The sequence below is a fragment of the Nitrospirillum amazonense genome, assembly GCF_007828045.1.
GTDB lineage: Bacteria > Pseudomonadota > Alphaproteobacteria > Azospirillales > Azospirillaceae > Nitrospirillum > Nitrospirillum amazonense_C.
The window spans coordinates 25,552-47,001 of sequence record NZ_VITN01000031.1 but is presented as its reverse complement, the minus strand read 5'-3'; the positions used below and the strand labels follow the sequence as shown (position 1 = coordinate 47,001).

Genomic DNA, 21,450 nt, shown 5'->3' with positions numbered 1-21,450 from the left:
CAAGAGAATAGAGGGGGAGGGGACGATGACCGGCAAGGTGCCCGCGCCCCGCGCGTCCATCGTCACGGTCGCGGTCACCGCCGCAGCCGCCGCGGCCATCGAGTGGTACGACTTCTTCATCTACGGCACGGCGGCGGCCCTGGTGTTTCCGGCGCAGTTCTTTCCCGTCGATCTGCCCCCGCTCGTGGCGCAGATCGCGGCATTCAGCACCTTCGCCGTGGGGTTCATCGTGCGGCCCCTGGGTGGTGTCGTATTCGGCCATCTGGGGGACGTTTTCGGCCGCAAACGCGCGCTTTCGGGGGCCCTGCTGCTGATGGGCTTCGCGACCACGGGCATCGGCCTGTTGCCCGGCTATGCCCAGGTCGGCGTGGCTGCCCCCTTGGCGCTGGTGGCCCTGCGGTTCGCGCAAGGCCTGGCGGTGGGCGGGCAGTGGGGCGGCGCCGCGCTTATGGCGATCGAGAGCGCGCCCAGCGGCCGGCGCGGGTTCTATGGCAGTTTCGTCCAGATCGGCGTGCCTGTGGGCCTGGTGCTGGCGAACGTCGTCTTCCTGCTGGTCGGCAAGAGCCTGGCGCCCCAGGCCTTCCTGACGTGGGGGTGGCGCCTGCCGTTCCTGCTCAGCGTCGTCCTGGTCCCGATCGGTGGTTATGTCCGGCGTCACCTGGTGGAACCCGGCGAGTTCGAGACCGTCGGGGCCGCTGTGGCGGGCGCTGTCCAGGGGCCGCCCTTGGCCAGGGTCCTGCGCGACCACCTTGGGGATGTGCTGCTGGCGGGAGGCGCCTTCGTCGCCAACAACACCTGCTTCTACATGGCGATCACCTATGTCGTTGCTTACGGCACCGCCACCCTGGGTATCGCGAAGGAGACGCTGCTGGCCGCCGTGATGCTGGCCAGCGCGCTCATGCTGCCGGTCCTTATCATTTGCGGGGGCGTTTCCGACAAATTCGGCCGGCGGGGCATATTCATGATCGGCGCCGTGCTGGCCGGTCTCTGGGCCTTCGCTCTGTTTCCCCTTATCGAAACGGCATCGCCCGTCCTCATCACCCTGGCGATCGTGGTGGAGATGCTGTTCCTCAGCCTGATGTACGGGCCGCAGGCCGCCCTGTTCGCGGAACTGTTTCCCGTCGAGGTGCGCTATTCCGGCGCGTCGCTCGGCTATCAGATCGGTTCCGTCGTCGGTGGCGGCTTCGCCCCCATCATCGCCACGGCGCTGTTCGCGCACTTCCAGTCGACGGTGCCCATATCGGTCTACCTGAGCGCGATGTGCGCCGTTTCCTTCCTCAGCGTCCTTGCCCTCGGCCGCCGGGCAGGGGGCCGCCGGGCGGGGGCGCGCGGGCCGCGCGCTACGGTTGGGCAAGCCCAGGGCCCGGCGGGGGACGGCCCCCCTCTTCGACAAGCCAGTCGACGAAACCGGTCAGCAGGTTGATGGCGTCGGCTTGGCGCGGGACGACGGCGACATAGCCCCGGCGTGGAACTTGGATCTGCGGCAGCGGCGTCATCAGCCGTCCGCCGTCGATATCGATCTCCAGCATGGGCAGCGGGCCGATCCCGATGCCCAGCCCGTCTTCCACCGCCTGGCGCGTCACGAAGAAGTGGTCGAACACCTGGCGCGGAAGCCCGGCGAGGTGGTGCAGGTCCGCCGCCTCCAGCCAGTCGGTCCAGTCGCCGCCGCGCGTCTCGGTCGCCAGCAGGACGTGCCCCTCGATATCGGCGGGCCGCAGGATGGGGCGCCGCGCGAACAGCGCCGGGCTCATGATCAGCGTGTCGACGTCATCCAGCACCGGAACGACGCGGTGCTGCGGCCACGCGTGCTCCCGCGCGGCGCTCCGCCGGATCGCCACATCCACACCCCCGCGCAACGCCTCAAGCACCGTTGAAACGGTGGTGACCACAACCTCGACATGCGGATGATCCGCGTGGTAGCGGCCGAGGCGCGGGATCAGCCAACGCATCGCGAAGCTGGTCGGCGCGCTGACACGCAGGATGCGGCGCGCGCCCGGCCGGCCGCAGGCCTCGGCGGCGACAGCCAGGCGGTCGAGGGAAAGGCCGACCTCCGCCGCGAATATGCCCGCCATGGGCGTCGCCACCATGCGGCGGCCTTCCTTGGTGAACAGCCTCTGGCCCAGCCAGCTTTCCAGGGCGGCGATGTGCCGGCTCACCGCGCCGTGGGTTACGCCAAGCTCCGCCGCCGCCTCGGCGTAACTGCCGGTGCGGGCGGCGACCTCGAAGACGCGCAGGGCGTTGAGGGGTGGCAGGCGGCGCATGGGAACCCGTGACTAAAACTGACCCATATCGTGATCAATGACAGGCTAGTTGAAAATTTATCGCCTATCTACCATCGCGCCATGACGTCTTCGACCAGCCTTGCCGCGTCAGTGGGTGGCTCGATCCCCCCAGCGACGACGAAATTGCGCAGCCTGCTGGCCGCGTGCCTCGCCCATGCGCTTCACGACGGCTATACTGACGGTCTCTATGCGTTCCTGCCGGTATGGCAGGCGCAGTTCGGCCTTTCCTACGCGGCGCTTGCCCTCATCCGCGCGCTTTATTCGGGAACGATGGGTGGGCTGCAACTGCCGGCCGACCGACTACTGCGCCGGGTCTCCGCGCGGTCGGCGCTGATCCTGTCGACCCTCATCGCATCAACGGGGTTGCTGGTCGTGGCGTTGCCGTTCGGCTTCGCCGGTCTTTGCGTCGGTCTCATCCTGGCCGGCGCCGGGTCCAGCATCCAGCATCCGCGCGGCTCGATGCTCGTCGCCGACAGTTACGGCGGGGCGTCGCGCCGCCCGCTCGGCATCTACAATTTTTCGGGCGATCTCGGGAAAGCGGTGTTGCCGGCGCTCGTCGCGGTCCTGTTGCCCGTCCTCGCCTGGCGGGCGGTGCTGGGCCTGATGGTGGTGCTTGGCGTCGCCGTCGCGATCGCGCTGACATCGCTGGCGCGGGGGGCGGCCGCTGCGGGCGCGGCCGTGCCAGGGGGGCCTTCCGGGCGTCGTGGTCGCGGCGGCTTCGGGGTTTTGACAGCGATCGGCGCGCTCGATACGGCGACCCGCATGGGCTATTTGCTGTTTCTGCCCTTCCTCATCCACGGGCAGCGCGGGGGTTCGCCCACCGTGGGGTTGGCCCTTGGCCTGCTGTTCATCGGTGGCGCGTTCGGAAAGGCGACGTGCGGCTGGCTGGGTGACCGGCTGGGTGTGGTCGGAACCGTCATGGTGACCGAGGCCGCGACCGCCGTGCTGATCATGGCGACGCTGTTCACCCCCCTGACGCAGACGCTGATCTTGCTTCCGCTGCTCGGCGTCGTGCTCAACGGCACCTCCTCGGTGCTTTACGGCACCGTGCCTGAGCTTTCGGGCGCCGATACGGGCCGCGCCTTCGCCGTCTTCTACACCAGCGTGATCGGCTCCGGCGGCGTCGCGCCCATCCTTTACGGCGCGATCGCCGACCACAGCAGCCAGACCGTCGGCGTGCTGGCCTCCGCCGCGACCGCCGCCTTGATTGTCCCGCTTGTCTTGGCGTTGCGGCCCCATCTGCGCGGTACCGCCGCGTGAAACAGGGCCGCGTGAAATAGGAAGGTTGATCCAATGAACACTGTCTCTGACGCGCCGCTTATGCTGATAACGGGGGGAAGTCGCGGCATCGGCGCGGCGACGGCCCGGCTCGCGGCCACGCAAGGCTATGACGTCGCGATCAGCTTCCTGTCCGACGAGGCCGCCGCCCTGGCGGTGGCGGCCGATGTGGAGGCGGCCGGGCGCCGGGCTCTGCCTATGCGCGCCGATAGTGCCGATCCGGCGCAGGTTGCCGACTTGTTCGCCACGATCGACCAAGTGTTCGGGCGGATCGATGTCTTGGTCAACAACGCGGCCATGCTGGCGCGGCAATCCCGGCTGGAGGATTTGGCGTTCGAGCGGATGCAGCGCATCTTCCTGGTCAACGCCATCGGCCCCATCCTGTGCGCGCAACAGGCGGTGAAGCGCATGGCCTATCGCCACAACGGGCGGGGTGGCGCCGTGATCAACATCTCATCGGCGTCGGCCCGGCTTGGCAGCCCCAACGAATATGTCGATTACGCCGCATCCAAGGGGGCCGTCGAGACCTTCACCACCGGCTTCGCGAAAGAGGTGGCGCGGGAGGGAATTCGCGTCAACTGCATCCGCCCCGGACACATCTATACCGACATGCACGCCAGCGGTGGCGAGCCGGGCCGTGTGGATCGTGTCAAGGACACCATACCCATGGGAAGGGGCGGCCAACCGGAGGAGGTCGCCCGCGCGATCCTTTGGCTGGCCAGCGCCGAGGCGTCCTTCATCACCGGCACCTTCCTCGACGTGACCGGTGGCAAATAAGCGGCGAGGCTTGCGTGATCCTCGCGCCAGCCGCCATCACGGCAGAGGCCGCAACAGCGCCGTCAGGCGATCGGGCGTGCCGGTGACGCGTTCCAGCCGGGGATAGCGCAGGGTCCCATGATAGTCGATGGCGGCGGTTTGTTCCGCCCCGTCGCTGTCGAAGCCCAGCTCCACCGGACGGGCGGCGGCTTGCCGCACCGCCTCGATCAGCCGGTCGCCGCTGAAGGGTTGGCCGTTGACCGCGATGAGGCGGCTGCCGACGTTCAGGCCGGCGCGGAAGGCCGGGCCGTTCCAGGCGACGGCGCGGGCCTGGCCCTTGGCGTCCACCACCAAGCCAATGGAGTAGCTGAGATCGGTGCCGCCGCCGTCCGTCTCCGTCTGCCGGAAATAGTCGGTGGGCGTGTCGGTGAAGACCAGGCGATAGCCGCCCCGCGTCAGGCCATCCAGCAGCCCGGTGTCGTCGTGGGCGTCCAGCCGCCGGCGCAGGAAGGCGGCCCAATCGAAGGGCAGCACGCTGTTGAGGGCGGCACAGACGTCATCGAAGCTGTAAGTGCGGATCACCCGGTCCCCGGCCGGGCCGCCGAACAGGGCGCGCGCCACGTCGTCCAGGCCGCGCTTGCCGCCCGTGCGTTCGCGGATCAGGCTGTCGGCATCCAGCCACAGCAGCACGCCCTCGCCGTAATAATCCTCCCGCCGCTGCCAATCGCGCCACACCATGGGCCGGCCGATGGCGATGGACGGGTCGTTGGCGCTGTCCTGCAGCGACTTCCACGCCCGGCCGACACGGGATTGGGCGACGGCGGCATCGATCGCCAGGGCATCCAGCGTCTGCGCCGCCGTTCTCAGGCCGGCGCGTGCCGCCAGCACACGGCCCCAAAACTCCGTCTGCCCCTCATAGACCCAAAGCAGGCTGCCATCGACCGGCTGGTTGTAGGTCGGGGCCCACAGGCCGGCCGGCTGGCGGTATCGGCCATTCCAGGAATGGACGAACTCGTGCGCGAACAGGTCCTGATAGACGGCGTAGCCGTCGGTGGCCTGGAAGAAGTCCGGCGGCACCGCGTTCTCGCTGGACTCCATGTGCTCGAACCCGCCGGGCCCGGGCAACTGGTCGTTGAGCGCCACGATCAGCGCGTAGCGGCGATAGTGCGCCGGGCCCAGCAGGCGGTGGGTCTGCGCCACCATGCGGGCCAGGCCGGCGATCTGCGCCGGCGTGGTTTCCAGGTCCTCCGCCTTTTCCGCCAGCAGCGCCAGGGTCACCGGCGCCGCCTTGTCCTGTGACAGCGGAACCTCGCGGACGTGGCGGCCGGCATAGACCGGCGAATCGACCAAGTCCTCCAGCGTCTCGGTCGCGAAGCTCAGCCTCCCCTCGGTGCCGGACGTGGGTGCCGGGGTGGGCGCCAGGGCGGGTGCCAGGGTGGTGGCCGGCGTCATGCCGGGGGGCAGGCGCAGGCTGGCCGCGACGGGAATGTCGCGGGTGAACCAGCCGGCCGGGTACAGCACCAGGGTCTGCCAGGCGACGGTGACCATGCCGGGCGTCATACGCAGGGGCCCCTGGCGCGGGCCGGTGGGGGACAGGAACTGGAAATCGGCCTCGACGGCGGCGGCGCCCGCCGGCACCTCCACCGCGAAGGCATAGGGGTTCAGCGGGTCACGACGCCAGGCCAGGGGCTGGCCGCCCGCATGCAGCGTCAGGCCCGCCAGCGCCGCGATGGAGGCGGTGGCGGCGTGGCTGCCCGTCTCATATTCCGGGTACAGCAGGACCATGCGGCCCGCCTGCTGCACCGGAATGGTTTCATGGACGGTGAAGACCTTGTGCACGGTGTCCGTCGCGTCCACGTCCAACCGGATGACGCCGTTGAAAGGCCCGTCCTGGGGGGCCGGGGCGAATGGCGCCGGCGTCACCGGCTGGGGGCCGGCGCCGGGTTGCGCCCAGGCGGAACCCGCGATCAAGAGAAGGGCGACGGCGGCGGAACCTAAGGTCTTCAACGCGGATCTTCCTTGCGTGTCGGGGCCAGCCTTATAAGCGCCACGCCTACCTGTAGCGCAATGGCGCAGAGCGTTCCCGGTCAACGCGGCAGCGCCTGGCCCACCGGCGGGAGCATAATATTCACACACGTGAGAGTGAATATTGACATCGAGGTACGCCTGCCTCATGGTGGCGCCCATACGCCGACGTTCGATCGGCGACGCACGGGAGGTTTAACACGTCATGAGAGCCAAGCTGCTCGTGTCCGCGTGCGCGGCCACGTTACTCACGTCCACGGTTTCGGCCCTGGCACAGGATACCGCGTCAACGCCGCCCAAGGCGTCCGCCTCCGACGCCTTGCAGGAAATCGTCGTCACCGCCACCCGCCGGCCCGAGCGTCTGCAGGACGTGCCGTTGAGCGTCACCGCGTTCTCGCAGGAAGAACTGACCAAGCAGGGCATCGTCGGTTATGAGGGGCTGGCGCGCGAGACGCCGGGCGTGGTGCTGAACAAGCCCACCGCCAACTTCAACAATTTCACGGCCCGCGGCATCGCCACCAACGGCTATGGCGCCAACCTGCAAAGCAGCGTCGCCGTCTACATCGACGAACTGCCCATCTCCACCACCGGCAACACCACCGTCCTGGACCCCAACCTGTTCGACGTGGAACGTGTGGAGTTCTTGCGCGGCCCGCAGGGGACGCTGTTCGGGTCCGGTTCGCTGTCGGGCGCCCTGCGCATCCTGCTCAAAAGCCCCGACGTGACCCAATATGACAGCAGCGCCCTGGCCGATGTCGCTCTGACCGGATCGGACTCCTGGCGCCAGCGCTATGACGCCATGGTCAACGTGCCGCTGGTGGAGGACAAGCTGGCGCTGCGCATGGTGGGCTTCTACCGCCATGAGGAAGGGTGGGTCGATAACCTGGGCACCGGCGTGCACAACGCCAACACGCTGATCGACACCGGCGGCCGCATGAGCCTGTTGCTCAAGGGGTCGGACCGCCTGCAGATCAAGCTGCTGGCCTCGTATGAGGACAGCAACCCGCATGACAGCGCCCTGATTGATCCCCGGCTGGGCAAGTACAAGCGCAACTCCAACGAGCCGGACCTGTTCACCGGCAAGCTGGGCACCGTCAACGGCACCATAGACTACCAGTTCGACGGCGCGCACTTCACCAGCTCCACGACCTGGTCGGAATTCGACCAGCAGTTCTTCGTGGACCTGGCCGGCACCTTCGCCGGCGCCATTCCCTTCGGCCTGGATGCGTCGGCCTTTCAGAACACCTTCGTGGAGGAGGCGCGGCTGTCGTCCGATCCCGGCGGCAAGTGGGATTGGACCATCGGCACCTTCTATTTGGATCGCCGGCTGGACATCGACTACCTCTACCGTTCCGACATCGCCTACCTGAGGGCGCACAACATCACCGGCGTGCCGGACCAGTATTACCAGCGCCTTTACACCTACACCAATTCGCATGAGCTGGCGGGCTTTGGTGAGCTGACCTACCACGTCACGGACGAATTCTGGCTGACCGGCGGCCTGCGCTATGGCGGCCTGGATGCCCAGGCGTTCACCACGGGCGGCTATAACTCCAATTACCTGACGAACGCCTTGCTGGGCAGGTCGGGGCCCCTGACCATCACCTCCACGCCGCCGGCCACCGGCACGAAGGCGGAGGGCAGCCAGCCATCCTACAAGGTCAGCGCCTCGTTCAAGCCCATCCCGGAACTGACGACCTACGCGACCATCGCCACCGGCTTCCGCGCCCCCGTGGTCAACGCCTACGCCGGGCGGCCCAGCACGGTCAACGCCAAGGACCTGATCATTCCCAACGGCGCGGATTCCGACGACCTGACCAACTATGAGATCGGCGCCAAGGGGCGGTGGTTCGATGGCAGGCTGTCGGCGAACCTGGCGCTCTACCTGATCGACTGGAGCAACATCCAGGTCCAGGCCAACCGCGTGTCGGACTCGGTGCAATTCGCCACCAACATCGGCGCGGCGCAAAGCAAGGGCATCGAGTTCGAGATCGCTGCCGTGCCCGTGACCGGCCTCACCATCGGCCTGAACGGTTCGTTCAATGACGCGCGGGTGACGAAGCTCAGCCCGGCCGAGGCGGCCATTTCCGGCGCCGTGCTGGGCGCCAGCCTGTCGTCACCGCACTTCCAGGGGTCCGCCTACGCCCAGTACGCCTTCGACGTGACGCCGGACATGATGGGCAACGTCGCCATCAACTTCCAGCACGTGGGGTCCTTCCCCAGCGAGTTCCCGCGGGTGCCGGGGCAGCCGCAGACCATCAACCCCACCTTTGGCTACACCGACAGCTACAACAACGTGAACATGAGCTTCAGCGTGGCGCGCGATAAATGGACGGCCACGGCCTATGTCGAGAACCTCTTGGACGACGCCTCCATCACCTACATCCATCCCGAGGCGTTCCTGGCCAGCCGCTACGGCACCATGCGGCCGCGCACCGTCGGCATCCGGCTGACCTATGGGATTTGAGGTGATGGCGGTGCCCGAGACGCTTGCACCGGCGGCCGACGCCGTCACCCCTTCCCCGGTCGCGCCGTCGTCCGCGCGGCCGGGGGCCCGCGCCTGGTTCGTGCTGGGCATGCTCTGCTTTGTCTATGTCCTCAATTTCCTGGATCGGCAGTTGCTGTCCATCCTGGCCAAGCCCATCCAGGATGACCTGAAGGTTACGGACGGCCAGCTGGGCCTGATCAGCGGGCTCTACTTCGCCCTGTTCTATTGCTTCATCTCCATCCCCGTGGCCTGGCTGGCCGACCGCACCAACCGGGTGCGGGTGCTGTCCATCGCCTGCGCCCTGTGGAGCGCGGCCACTGTGGCCTGCGGCATGGCCTCGACCTATCCGCAGCTGGTGCTGGCGCGCATGACCGTCGGGGTGGGGGAGGCGGGTGGCGTGCCGCCCTCCTACGCCATCATCTCCGACTATTTCGGCCCGGGCCGGCGTGGCACGGCGCTGGGATTGTACAACTTCGGCCCGCCGCTGGGCCAGGCCCTGGGCGTGGCCTTCGGCGCCGCCATCGCCGCCGCCTACAACTGGCGCAGCGCCTTCCAACTGCTGGGCGCGGTCGGCGTCGTCACGGCGGTGGCCGTGTACCTGCTGGTGCGCGAACCACGCCGAGGGGGGCTGGATGCCGGCCCTGTGATTGCGGGCCCCGTCACGGCGGGCCCAGTCACGGGGGGGCCAGCCACGCTGGCGGCGAAGGCCGGGTTCTGGGAAACGGTGCGGATGTTCTTCACCTGCCCGGCGCTGCTGCTGGTGGCGCTGGCGACGGGCGCCACCCAGTTCGTCACCTATGCCCTGCTGAACTTCACCACCCTGTTCCTGATGCGGGAAAAGGGCATGGCCCTGGGCGAGGTGGCGATCTACTACGCCCTGTTGATCGGCATCGGCGTCAGCGCCGGCATGTACGTCTCCGGCCGGTTGATCGACCGGTTCGCCGTCCGGGCCCGGCATAGCTACGCGCTGGTGCCGGCGGTGGCCCTGTGCGCGGCGGTGCCCTTCTTCGTCGGCTTCGTCTGGGCGCCGTCCTGGCCCCTGGCGCTGCTGTTCCTGGCCGGCCCCACCTTCTTCAACTACTTCTACCTGTCGCCGGCCGTCGCCCTGGTGCAGGAGGAGGTGCGGCCCGACCAGCGCGTGCTGTCCGGTGCCCTGCTGCTGCTGGTCATGAACCTGATCGGCCTGGGCTTCGGCCCCACCTATCTGGGCGCGGTCAGCGACCTGTTCCGCGCCACACACCCCGACCACTCGCTGCAACTCGCCTTCTACACGCTCGTTCCCTTCTATGGCTTGGCCGTCTTGCTGTTCCTGGCCTTGGCGCGGGTGTTGCGGAAGGATGGGCCCCGGACTGGAGATCGATGATGCGTCCGCTTTTGCGCATGGGCGTCTGCGCCGCCATGCTGCTTCTCACCCACGGCGTTCCCGCCGGCGCCGCCACCGGCGGGCCCGTCGTCAACGCCCCGGTGGGCGCGGTCGAAGGCGAAGTCGCCGGCGACCTGGCCGTGTTCAAGGGCATACCCTACGCCCAGCCCCCGGTCGGGCTGTTGCGGTGGAAGCCGCCGGTGCCGGTCCAGTCCTGGACGGGCGTGCGACCGGCCCATGATTTCGGCGCCGCCTGCGTGCAGCCGCCGCCCCGCCCCGGCAGCCTCTATGCCGACCCGCCGGCGAAAATGGGCGAAGACTGCCTGTCGCTGAACGTCTGGGCGCCGGCGGCGGCGAAGAAGGCGCCGGTGCTGGTGTGGATCCACGGCGGCGCCCTGGTCGGCGGTGCCAGCAGCGAGGGGCTGTACGACGGCGCCCGCCTGGCGGGGCACGGCGTGATCGTCGTTTCCATCAATTACCGGCTGGGCGTCCTGGGCTATCTGGCCCATCCGGGCCTGAGCGCCGAATCTCCGGAGGGCGTTTCCGGCAACTACGGCCTGCTGGACCAGATCGAGGCCCTGCGCTGGGTTCAGCGCAACATCGGCGCCTTCGGCGGCGACCCCGCCAACGTGACCATCGCCGGTGAGTCCGCCGGGGCGCTCAGCGTCATGTACCTGATGGCGTCGCCGCCGGCGCGCGGCCTTTTCACCAAGGCCATCGCGCAGAGCGCCTATATGATCTCCACCCCGACACTGAAGGAGGCCCGCTTCGGCGAACAGTCGGCGGAGGAGAACGGCAGGCGGCTGGCGGCGGCGGTCGGCGCCGCCGACATCGCGGCGCTGCGCGGCATGGACGCGGAAGCCTTGACCGTCGCGGCCGTCAAGGCCGGCTACGGCCCCTGGGGCAACGTCGACGGCCATGTCCTGACCGCCCAACTGGTCGATGTGTTCGACCAGGGACGGCAGGCGCCGGTCCCCCTCCTGGTCGGCTTCAACAGCGGCGAAATCCGCTCCCTGCGGTTCCTGGCCCCGCCGCCGCCGGCCGATGCCGCAACCTATGAGACGGCCATCCGCCACCAGTACGGCGATCTGGCCGACGCCTACCTGGCGCTATATCCCGCCAGCGACATGGGCGAGAGCATCCTGGCCAACACCCGCGACGCGCTCTACGCCTGGACGTCGGAGCGCTTGGCGATCAAGCAGACGGCGCTGGGCCAGCCGGCCTTCCTCTACCTGTTCGACCACGGTTATCCCGAGGCGGATGCCAAGGACCTGCATGGCTTCCACGCCTCGGAAATCCCCTACGTCTTCGGCACCGCCCACGGGACGCCGCCCTACTGGCCCAAGGTGGCGGACACCCCGGCCGAAGCCCGCTTTTCGGATGCGATGATGGATTACTGGACCTCCTTCGCGCGCACCGGCACGCCCAGCGCGGCCGGCCAGCCGGCGTGGCGACCTTATGATGGCGCCGCGGCCTACATGCATTTCGCCGCCACGCCGCAGCCTGAAAACCACTTGATGCCGGGCATGTACGCGCTGCACGAGGCGACGGTCTGCCGCCGCCACGCCGCCGGCGCCCTGCCGTGGAACTGGAACACCGGCATCATGTCCCCGGTCCTTCCGGCCAAGAGCGCGGGTTGCCCGTGATGTGGGGAGCGATGCAGGACTATGCCCTGACGCTGGATCAGTTCCTGCGCCACGCCGCCAAATGGCATCCCCGCGCCCAGGTCGTCACCGCCCGGGAGGGTGGCGGCGCCGACCGGATCGGATACGCCGACCTGCAGACGCGCAGCCTGGCCGTGTCATCCGTGCTCGCGGGTTTCGGCATCACGGTCGGTGACTGTGTGGCCACGCTGGCCTGGAACACCCAGCGCCATGTCGAGGCGTGGTACGCCATCATGGGCATGGGCGCCGTCTGCCACACGCTGAACCCCCGCCTGACGGCGGAACAGCTGGCCGCCATGCTGACGCAGTCCGGCGCGCGGCTGCTGGTCGCCAGCGCCGACCTGCTGCCCCTGGCGCGCCAGATCCAGCAGGGTGTGCCCGGCCTGGAACGCATCCTGGTCATTGATGGGGACGTGGAGGAGCCGCTGGTTTCCCCGCTGGAGCCCTTCATCGCCCAAGCGCGGCATGACGTCGCCTGGGGCGACTTCGCGGAGACGGCGCCATCGGGCCTTTGCTTCACCTCCGGCACCACCGGCGCGCCGAAGGGGGTGATGTACACCCACCGTTCCAGCTTCCTGCACACCTTGCGGGTGCTGCAGACCGACGTCATGGCCATTTCGGGCAGCGACAGCGTGCTGGCGGTGGTGCCGATGTTCCACGCCAACGCCTGGGGCCTGCCTTTCGCGGCACCGGCCGTGGGGGCGAAGCTGGTGCTGCCCGGTCGCCATGCCGACGGCGCCAGCCTGGCCCGTCTGATCCTGGCGGAAGGCGTGACCGTCGGCGTGGGCGTGCCCACAGTCTGGCTGGGCCTGGTGGAACATCTGGAGGCCGTGGGCGGCGCGTTGCCCACGCTGAAGCGCATCCTCATGGGCGGCTCTCCCCTGGCGCCCGCCTTGATGGAACGGATCGAGCGGCGCCTGGGTGTGGCCGTGCAGACCAGTTGGGGCATGACCGAGATGTCGCCCACCGGCACGGTGACGCCGGCGCACGACCCCGGGCGGTCGGCCACCCTGGCGGGCCGGCCCGCCGTGGGCGTGGACCTGCTGCTGACCGATGCGGAGGGCCGGCCGTTGCCGGAGCAGCGCGAGGTCGAAGGGCATCTGCGTGTCCGCGGCTCCGCCGTTATCGCCCGTTATTTCGGCCACGACGCGCCCGCCACCGATGCCGATGGATGGTTTCCCACCGGCGACCTGGCGCGCATCGACGCCAATGGCAACCTCATGATCACCGGCCGGGCCAAGGATTTGATCAAGTCCGGCGGCGAATGGATCAACCCGGCGGAGATCGAGGCCATCGTCGGCGCGCTGCCCCAGGTGTCATTGGCCGCCGTCATCGGCCGGCCGGACCCGAAATGGGGCGAACGCCCCATCCTGCTGGTGGAGACCTGCGATGACATCAGCGACGAGGCGCTGCTGGCGTCCCTGCGGGGCCGGGTCGCGGCCTGGTGGATACCCGACGCGGTCATCCGCGTGGACAGCATGCCCCAGGCCTCGACGGGCAAGATCGACAAAATCCGGTTGCGTGCCCAATATGGAGGCTGATTGAAGGAACGGGTAGCGAGCCGCGCCGCCCGGACACACGTCAGGACGGAAGATTGAGTGAACAGGTGAAACCGCGTCGGCGCTCGACCAAGGCCGAGCAGCGCGCCGAGATGATGGAGCAGATCCTCGATGAGGCCGAGTATCTTTTCTCCAAGAACGGACTTTACGGCGTCACGCTGAAGGATGTGGCCAAGCGTGTCGGCGTGCATCACACGCTGTTGAACTATTACTTCGAAGACAAGAAGAAGTTGTTCGACGCGGTCTTCGCCCGTCGTGCGGAGGTCACCAGCACCCGACGCATGAAGGCGCTGGACGAATACGACGCGGCCACCGGCGGCAAGCCCACGGTGGAGGGGGCGCTGCACGCGTTCCTCGACACCGACCTGGATCTGTACATCAAGGGGGGGGAGGGCTGGAAGAATTACGCCGCCTTGGGCGCGCAGGTGGCCAACACGCCGGAATGGGGGGCGGAACTGATGGACCAGCACTTCGACCCGGTCGTGCTGCGCCTGATCGGTCTGTTGAAGAAGGCGCTGCCGGACAGTCCGGAGGAAGACATCTTCTGGGGCTATCACTTCGTCACCGGCGCCCTGCTGCTGACGCTGGCGCGCACGGGGCGCATCGACAAGCTGTCGGGGGGATTGTGCAAGTCTGACGACTTTGCGGCGGTCAAGGCGCGCATGGCCTCATTCATGGCCGCCGGCTTCCTCGAGGTCTGCAGGCAGCGGCGGCAGGAGTCCTGAGGGCTTGGGGCGTATTTAAGCAAACCGCCATCATTTTATTCACTCACCAGAGAGTTAGACTCATATGCCAAGAATGGAGAACGCAATGGCGAAGGGGGAACGCATGTCGCTGGACGGTCGGGTCGCCATCATCACCGGGGCCGGTGGGGGCCTGGGGCGCGCCCATGCCCTGTACCTGGCGGGGCAGGGCGCGCGGGTGGTCGTGAACGACCTGGCGCAGGCCGCCGCCGACACGGTGGCGGCGGAGATTGCCGCACAGGGGGGGCAGGCCATCGCCGTCGCCGCGTCGGTGACGGACGAGGCGGGTGTGGCGGCCATGGTGGCGCGGGTCATGGACACCTGGGGCCGCGTCGACATCCTGGTGAACAATGCCGGCATCCTGCGCGACAAGAGTTTCGCCAAGATGAGCCTGGATGATTTCCGGCTGGTGGTGGATGTGCACCTGACCGGGGCGTTCATCTGCGCCAAGGCGGTGTGGGACATCATGCGGGAGCAGCGCTACGGCCGCATCGTCATGACCACCTCGTCATCCGGCCTCTATGGCAATTTCGGCCAGGCCAACTACGGCGCGGCCAAGATGGCGCTGGTGGGGCTGATGCAGACCCTGGCCATCGAGGGTGAGAAATACGGCATCCGGGTCAATTGTCTGGCCCCGACGGCGGCGACGCAGATGACCCATGGCGTGCTGTCGGAGAACAGCCTGGATCTGTTGGCGCCCAGCCTGGTCAGCCCCGGCCTTCTGGCGCTGGCGGGCGAGGACGCGCCCACCCGCGCCATCCTCTGCGCGGGGGCCGGCCATTTCGCCACGGCCAGCGTCACCCTGACGGCTGGCCGCTACATCGGGGCGGGCGCCAGCGCGGGCGAGAAAGTGGTGGCCAATTGGGACGGCATCTCCGACCGCCGCGACGAGATCGTGCCGGCCTATGGTTTCACCCAGGCGGAACGGGAACTGGCCAACGCCGGCCTAGGCGGCGACCGGGTGACGGCGGTGCCCCGCTAAGCACCTGTGCGTCCTGCGATCCAGCGCCCACGGCCTGCCGGTCACGCCGGCAGGCCGTTTCGGATGATGTCGGCGCCGATGTTGAGGTGATCGGCCAGCGGCCGGTCGTCGCGATAACGGCCGACACAGGCGCGCACATGGTCGTGTATGGCGGCGGTGCCGGGCGCGCGGTCCGCCGGATCGACCGCCAGGTCATGCGCCTCGGTCGCCGCCAGCAGCTCAATTCCCAGGATGTATTCGGTGTTGTCGATGACGGCCAGCAGTTTGGTGGCCGCCGCCGTGGGATGGGCCAGGTAATCCTCCTGCAGCGCGGAGTTGATGCCGCCGTCCAGGCTGGCCGGCGCGCACAGGCGGCGGTTGTCCGCCACCAGCGCGGACGCGGTGTACTGCGCGATCATGAAGCCGGTGGTGGCGCCGGGATCGCTGGCCAGGAAAGGCGGAAGGCCGCTGACCAGCGGATTGACCAGCCGGTCGGTATGGCGTTCGGAGATGGACCCCAGGTGCGCGATGGCGATGGCCAACGAATCCAGGGCGATGGCCAGGGCGGGCGCCACGGCGTGCGCCTCGGACTCGACGACCGGCGCCGCCGGCGTGCCGGAGACGATGGGGTTGTCCGTGACGGATTGCAGTTCCCGGTCGATGACGGCGCAGGCGCCGTCGAAGGCGTCCCGCGCGGCACCGTGCACATGCGGCACCGCCCTCAGGCTGAGCGCGTCCTGCAGCCGGGTCCCCGCGACCCGTTCCAGGCGGCGGCTGCCCGCCAGGTAGTTCCGCAGGGCGGCGCCCGTGCGGTGCAGCCCGCTCGACACCCGTATCCGCAGCACCTGGGCCTCATACGCCGACATCTGGGCGCCCAGCGCCTCCAGCGTCAGCGCCGCGACCGCGTCCGCCGCGGCCAGCAACCGCTCGATCCGCGACAGCGCATAGCCGCCCAGGCCGGTGGCGCAGGGCGAGCCGTTCACCAGGCTCAGCCCTTCCTTGGAATCAAGCACCAGGGGGGACATGCCGATGGCGTCCAGCGCCTCCCGTCCCGACAGGCGCTGCCCGCCCATGTAGGCCGAGCCGGCACCAATGAGGACCAGGCCGATATGGGCCATGTGGGTCAGGTAGCCCACCGACCCGCGCGACGGTACCTCCGGTATGCAGCCCCGGGCCAACAGCGTCAGCAGGCCCTGCACCAGGTCGGGCCGCACGCCGGAGCGGCCATGCGCGAAATTGTTGATCTGGGCGGCGATGATGCCCCGCACGGCGGCCGTCTCCAGCGGCTGCCCCATGCCGCAGGCATGGCTCATGACCAGGTTGCGCGACAGGTCGCGCTGCTTGGCGCGGTCCACCACCGTGCTCACCAGCGCGCCGACCCCGGTGTTCACGCCATAAGCCCGGATGCCCTGCGCCACGATGGCCTCGACCACGGCATGGGCATTCCCGATGCGGGCCCAGGCGTCCGGGGACAGCACCAAGTCACTGCCCCGGGCGACGGCGCTGAGGTCGCGCCAGGTCAGGGGACCATTCAGCAGGACGGATGGCGTCATTGTTTGCTCCTTGGGTCCATAAGTCGCAAGATTCATGCGGCGGGCAGCGTGATCTGGCAATTATGTATAGACTAAATCGAAGTGGGAATGTATAGACAATATGAATGAACGGGCAGCGCCGGCAACGGAACCCGGCCCAGCGGGACAAACGGGCCATCCCAGACGAAGCAGGAGTTGGCATCCCATGTCGGACCTTGCATATCCCTCCCATCACGGTCCGCAGGCGAGGGCCGCATGACCAGCGCCGCGCCGTCCCTGGTTTCCATCGATGCGGCCCTGGACCATGCGGCCACGCTGGTCGATCGCGCCCCGGCCCTGGCCATCGCGCAGGTGGCGGAAGTGCTGGGCGCCGTACCTGACCACCCGCGCGCGCGGCTGATCCAGGGGCGTGCCCTCAGGCTGGCGGGGGACATCCAGGCGGCGGCGGACATACTCCGCCGGCTGGCTGTGGCGGAGCCGAAGTCGGCCGCCACAGCCCTGGAACTGGGCTTGGCGTTGCGCGACCTGGGCCAGCTTACCGATGCCCTCACTGAGATGCGCCGTGCCGGCGCGCTCAGCCCCGACCTGGCCGCTGCCTGGCGGGCGCTGGCCGACACGCTGGCCCTCGCCGGCGAGCCTGAGGAGGCGGAGCGGGCCCGCCTGGCCGGCGTGAAGGCCTCCACCCGCGATCCCGTCCTGGCCCAGGCCGCCATGGCCATGATCGAGGGCCGGTTGAACGTGGCGGAACGGGCGCTGAGGGACCGGTTGCGCGCCCAGCCCACGGACGTGGCGGCCATCCGCATGATGGCCGAGCTGGCGGTGCGCCTGGGCCGGTACGACGATGCCATCACCCTGCTGCGGCGCGCGCTGGAACTGGCGCCCGCTTTCACGGCAGCCCGCGAGCTGCTGGCCCGCACGCTGCAGCGACATAACCGGCCGGCCGAGGCCTTGGCGGAGGTGGGGCATCTGCTGGCGGACGAGCCGGACAATCCATCGGTGTTGATGCTCAAGGCCTCGCTGCTGGTCCGCATCGGCGACCAGGACGCCGCCGCCGCCGTGTACGCCCACGTCCTGGCCCGCCACCCGCAGCAGGCCAAGGGTTGGATGAGCTATGGTCATGTCCTGAAGGCGATTGGCCGGGTGGATGACGCCATCAACGCCTATCGCACCGCCCTTGATCAGCAGCCCACGCTGGGCGAGGCGTGGTGGAGCCTGGCCAACCTCAAGACCTTCCGCTTTTCCGTGGACGACAGGGCGGCCATGGAGCGCGGCCTGCGGGCAACGGCGGACGACGAGAACCGGCTGCACCTGCATTTCGCGCTGGGCAAGGCGCTTGAGGATGCGGGGAGTGATGACGCGGCCACCTTCCGGGCCTATGCCGAGGGCAACCGCCTGCGCCGGGCCCAGCTGGACTATGACCCGGATGAGATCCATGACCAGTGCGCCCGCATCGCCGCCATGGTCGATAGGGGTTTCCTGGCCCGGGACCGTGGCGGCTGCCAGGCGCCCGACCCCATCTTCATCGTCGGCCTGCCCCGGTCGGGTTCCACCCTGGTGGAGCAGATCCTGGCCAGCCACAGCATGGTCGAGGGCACCAGCGAACTGCCCGACATGATGGCGATCGCCGCGCGGCTGGCGTCCCCCGGCAAAGGGGCGGCCGCAGGGCGGTATCCGGAATGCCTGGACGATCTTCCCGCCGACGCCCTGGCGGCGTTGGGCGCCGAATACATCGCGCGGACGCGGGTGCACCGCCATGAGGCGAAGCCCTTCTTCATCGACAAGATGCCCAACAACTGGATGCACGTCGCGCTCATCCGCGCCATCCTGCCCAAGGCTCGGATCGTCGATGTCCGCCGGCATCCCCTGGGCGTCGGCTGGTCCGCGTACAAGCAGCATTTCGCGCGCGGCCAGGCCTTCACCTACGACCTGACGGAGCTGGGGCGTTATTACGCGGATTACGCCACGCTCATGGCCCACGTGGACCGGGCGGCCCCGGGCTGCGTGCACCGGGTCATTTATGAACGGCTGGTGGCCGACACCGAAAACGAGGTCCACGCGCTGTTGGACCATCTGGGCCTGCCGTTCGAGGACGGCTGCCTGGCGTTCTGGGACAACAGGCGCACCGTGCGGACTCCCAGTTCGGAACAGGTGCGCCAGCCCATCTTCACCGAGGGGCTGGACCACTGGCGGCGTTTCGAGCCCTGGCTGGCACCGCTGAAGGCGGCGCTGGGGACCGCGCTGTCCACGTATCCGGAAGTTGAGTTATAGTTGTGTAAATCAATATAAAGTAAAATAACAAAACACCAAAGGGCGGAAGACCCACAAGAACAGGGACAGAAGCGGAACTTCATGGGAAAGGGCGATCATAATGCGAGTTAAGACCAAGCGGGCCGGCAGGCTGGTCCTGCTTCTGGCCTCCACGGCGCTGGCGCCGATAGGGGGAATGCAGTCCGCCATCGCCGCCGACACCACGCCCGCTGCACCGGCGACCCCGGATTCTGCGGCGAATGACGGCCTGATGGAAATCGTGGTGACGGCGCAGAAGCGCAGCGAGAACCTGCAGAACGTGCCCATCAGCCTACAGGCCTTGGGTACGGCCACGCTGGAGCAACACCAGGTTCAGTCTTTCGACGACTACGCCAAGCAGTTGCCCAGCGTGTCTTTCCAGTCTTTCGGGCCAGGCCAGAGCCAGTTGTTCTTCCGCGGCATTTCGTCCGGTGGCGACGGCCTGCCGTTCGGCGCGCTGCCCACCAGCGGCTTCTACTTGGACGAAATACCGGTCACCACCATCGGCTCCCTGCTGGACGTCCATATCTATGATGTCGCCCGGGTCGAGGCACTGTCCGGGCCGCAAGGCACGCTCTACGGCGCCAGTTCCCTCTCCGGCACCCTGCGCATCATCACCAACAAGCCCGACACGTCCAAATTCTCCGCGGGCTATGACGTGCAGGGCACCCGCTTCGACAAGGGCAGCCTGGGCGGCACCATCGAGGGCTTCGTCAATATCCCCCTCAGCGACAAGGCGGCGGTGCGCATCGTCGGCTTTGACGAGCATGATGGCGGCTATATCGACAACACCTACCACCAGCGCACCTACCAGAGCCCCCATACCCTGGACGACGGCACGGTGGTCAACAGCCCCATCACCGTGGACAATTCCAAGTTCGTCAAAAATAACTTCAACGATGTCGATACCTATGGCGGCCGCGTGGCCCTGGGCATCGACCTGGACGACGACTGGACCGTCACGCCCCAGGTCATCGCCCAGCACCAGCGGTCCAACGGTTCCTTCCTTTACGACCCCAAGGCTGGTGACCTGCAGGTCCACGACTATGCGCCGGAACGCAACATCGACAAGTGGTACCAGGCGGCCCTGACGGTCGAGGGCAAGGTCTGGGATTGGGATGTGCTCTATTCCGGCGGCTATATGCAGCGGTCGATCGACACCCACGCCGACTACAGCTATTACACCGTCGCGTACGATGCCTATCCCAACTATGGGTATTTCACGAATTCGATGGGGAAGCAGATCGACCCCACCCAATATTACTATGGGCACCAGGATCTGACCAAGCAAAGCCATGAGCTGCGCTTCAGCTCGCCCGCGGCCAACCGCTGGCGGGTCACGGCCGGCCTGTTCTATCAGGAACAGACCAACCAGTTTCAGGCGAACTATTACGCCCCTGGTTACGGGTCGTCCCAGCAGGGATCGCCCGTATACGAAGACGACATCTTCCTGACCAACGTGCACATCGTCGACCGCGACTACGCGGTGTTCAGCCAGGCCTCCTACGACATCCTGCCCAGCGTCACCCTGACCGGCGGCGTGCGCGGGTTCATCGCCGACAACACGCTGACCGGCTTCTCGGGCTTCGCCAGCGACGCGGCGAAGGCCGGCTGCGTGACGCCTTTCCCGTCGCTGAACAGCTGTTCCTACCTTAACAAGAAATTCAGTGATTCAGGCGAGACCCACAAACTGAACGTGACGTGGCAGATCGACCCGGACCGCATGGTCTATGCCACGTACTCCACCGGCTACCGCCCCGGCGGCAACAACCGGCGGGCGGCGGTGGAGCCCTATGGATCCGACACCCTGGACAATTACGAACTGGGGTGGAAGACGTCCTGGTTCGATCAGAAGCTGCGCTTCAACGGCGCCGTCTATTACGAGGAATGGAACAACCTGCAATACGCCCTGGTGGCGCTGAATTCCGGCAGCGTGACCAACATCTACAATGCCGGCGACGCCCGGGTTTATGGCGTCGAGACGGACATCACCTGGGCCGTCACCCGCAGCCTGACCCTGTCGGCATCGGGCGCCTTCAACGACGCCCAACTGACGACCGACTTCTGCGCCATCGGCGCCAACAGCAACCCGGACTGCGCCTCCGGCATCATCGCGGCGCCGAAGGGCACGCGGCTGCCGGTGCAGCCCCGCATCAAATTCAACACGACGGCCCGCTATGAATTCCTGCTGGGGGATGTGGACAGCTTCGTCCAGGGTTCCCTGAACCACCAGACCAGCACGCGCAGCTTCCTGGGCACCACGGCGAACGACCTCGTCGGCGACAGCCCCGGCTTCACCACCATCGACATCTCGATGGGTGGCAAGATCGGCAACACCACCGCCGAGTTCTATGTCCAGAACCTGTTCGACGAACGCGGGGGGCTGACCCGGAACACGTTCTCCGCCCCTGAAATCTCCGGTCAGTACGCGCGCATCTATCCGACGAAGCCGCGACTGTTCGGCGTCAAGTTCGGTCAGAAGTTCTGATGTCCCGTCCGGCCTGCGGTCCTTC

Annotated in this window: 14 protein-coding genes; 11 read left to right on the top strand and 3 right to left on the bottom strand. The window is 67.9% G+C overall.

Annotation, left to right across the window (positions count from 1 at the left end):
• Positions 1-25 precede the first annotated feature (25 nt).
• Positions 26-1,423 carry an MFS transporter gene (locus tag FBZ89_RS28085; RefSeq protein ID WP_246172801.1) on the top strand — a complete coding sequence of 466 codons (1,398 nt, stop codon included), beginning with the start codon at positions 26-28 and terminating at the stop codon, positions 1,421-1,423.
• On the opposite strand, the gene FBZ89_RS28080 is transcribed toward FBZ89_RS28085, so the two are convergent.
• Positions 1,341-2,261: a LysR substrate-binding domain-containing protein gene (locus tag FBZ89_RS28080; RefSeq protein WP_145754159.1), complete on the bottom strand. Its 921-nt coding sequence runs from the start codon at positions 2,259-2,261 to the stop codon at positions 1,341-1,343. The genes FBZ89_RS28085 and FBZ89_RS28080 overlap by 83 nt on opposite strands.
• A gap of 144 nt (positions 2,262-2,405) precedes the next feature.
• Between FBZ89_RS28080 and FBZ89_RS28075 the strand changes: the two genes are divergently transcribed.
• Both FBZ89_RS28075 and FBZ89_RS28070 read left to right on the top strand, forming a co-directional pair.
• Entirely contained in the window at positions 2,406-3,542 is a 1,137-nt protein-coding gene (locus FBZ89_RS28075) for an MFS transporter (RefSeq protein WP_246172799.1), read from the top strand.
• A gap of 33 nt (positions 3,543-3,575) precedes the next feature.
• Positions 3,576-4,337, top strand: coding sequence for an SDR family oxidoreductase (locus FBZ89_RS28070; RefSeq protein WP_145754158.1), 762 nt, complete (start codon positions 3,576-3,578; stop codon positions 4,335-4,337).
• 36 nt (positions 4,338-4,373) lie between these two features.
• On the opposite strand, the gene FBZ89_RS28065 is transcribed toward FBZ89_RS28070, so the two are convergent.
• A complete protein-coding gene (locus tag FBZ89_RS28065; protein WP_211115387.1) occupies positions 4,374-6,323 on the bottom strand; it encodes a M61 family metallopeptidase in 1,950 nt (649 codons plus the stop codon).
• A 223-nt stretch (positions 6,324-6,546) separates the two neighbouring features.
• Between FBZ89_RS28065 and FBZ89_RS28060 the strand changes: the two genes are divergently transcribed.
• From FBZ89_RS28060 to FBZ89_RS28035, 6 genes are all read left to right on the top strand, one after another.
• Positions 6,547-8,808 carry a TonB-dependent receptor gene (locus FBZ89_RS28060; protein ID WP_145754156.1) on the top strand — a complete coding sequence of 754 codons (2,262 nt, stop codon included), beginning with the start codon at positions 6,547-6,549 and terminating at the stop codon, positions 8,806-8,808.
• A 4-nt stretch (positions 8,809-8,812) separates the two neighbouring features.
• Positions 8,813-10,192, top strand: a complete 1,380-nt coding sequence (locus FBZ89_RS28055) for a spinster family MFS transporter (RefSeq protein WP_186457629.1) — start codon at positions 8,813-8,815, stop codon at positions 10,190-10,192.
• Complete coding sequence (locus FBZ89_RS28050; RefSeq protein WP_246172797.1) at positions 10,189-11,838, top strand: carboxylesterase/lipase family protein; 1,650 nt, start codon at positions 10,189-10,191, stop codon at positions 11,836-11,838. Before FBZ89_RS28055 ends, FBZ89_RS28050 begins: the two co-directional genes overlap by 4 nt.
• Entirely contained in the window at positions 11,838-13,397 is a 1,560-nt protein-coding gene (locus FBZ89_RS28045) for an AMP-binding protein (RefSeq protein ID WP_211115386.1), read from the top strand. Before FBZ89_RS28050 ends, FBZ89_RS28045 begins: the two co-directional genes overlap by 1 nt.
• Positions 13,398-13,462: 65 nt before the next feature.
• The gene (locus FBZ89_RS28040) at positions 13,463-14,140 is read left to right on the top strand and encodes a TetR/AcrR family transcriptional regulator (RefSeq protein ID WP_211115385.1); all 678 of its coding nucleotides are present in this window, start codon (positions 13,463-13,465) and stop codon (positions 14,138-14,140) included.
• Positions 14,141-14,225: 85 nt separating this feature from the next.
• The gene (locus tag FBZ89_RS28035; RefSeq protein ID WP_246172794.1) at positions 14,226-15,140 is read left to right on the top strand and encodes an SDR family NAD(P)-dependent oxidoreductase; all 915 of its coding nucleotides are present in this window, start codon (positions 14,226-14,228) and stop codon (positions 15,138-15,140) included.
• A gap of 41 nt (positions 15,141-15,181) precedes the next feature.
• On the opposite strand, the gene FBZ89_RS28030 is transcribed toward FBZ89_RS28035, so the two are convergent.
• Complete coding sequence (locus FBZ89_RS28030; protein ID WP_145754154.1) at positions 15,182-16,672, bottom strand: HAL/PAL/TAL family ammonia-lyase; 1,491 nt, start codon at positions 16,670-16,672, stop codon at positions 15,182-15,184.
• 234 nt (positions 16,673-16,906) lie between these two features.
• Between FBZ89_RS28030 and FBZ89_RS28025 the strand changes: the two genes are divergently transcribed.
• Together FBZ89_RS28025 and FBZ89_RS28020 are read left to right on the top strand one after the other, a co-directional pair.
• Positions 16,907-18,919 (top strand): tetratricopeptide repeat-containing sulfotransferase family protein, encoded by a 2,013-nt coding sequence (locus tag FBZ89_RS28025; RefSeq protein ID WP_145754153.1) that lies wholly within the window; start codon positions 16,907-16,909, stop codon positions 18,917-18,919.
• 100 nt (positions 18,920-19,019) lie between these two features.
• Positions 19,020-21,425: a TonB-dependent receptor gene (locus FBZ89_RS28020; protein ID WP_145754151.1), complete on the top strand. Its 2,406-nt coding sequence runs from the start codon at positions 19,020-19,022 to the stop codon at positions 21,423-21,425.
• Positions 21,426-21,450: the final 25 nt, after the last annotated feature.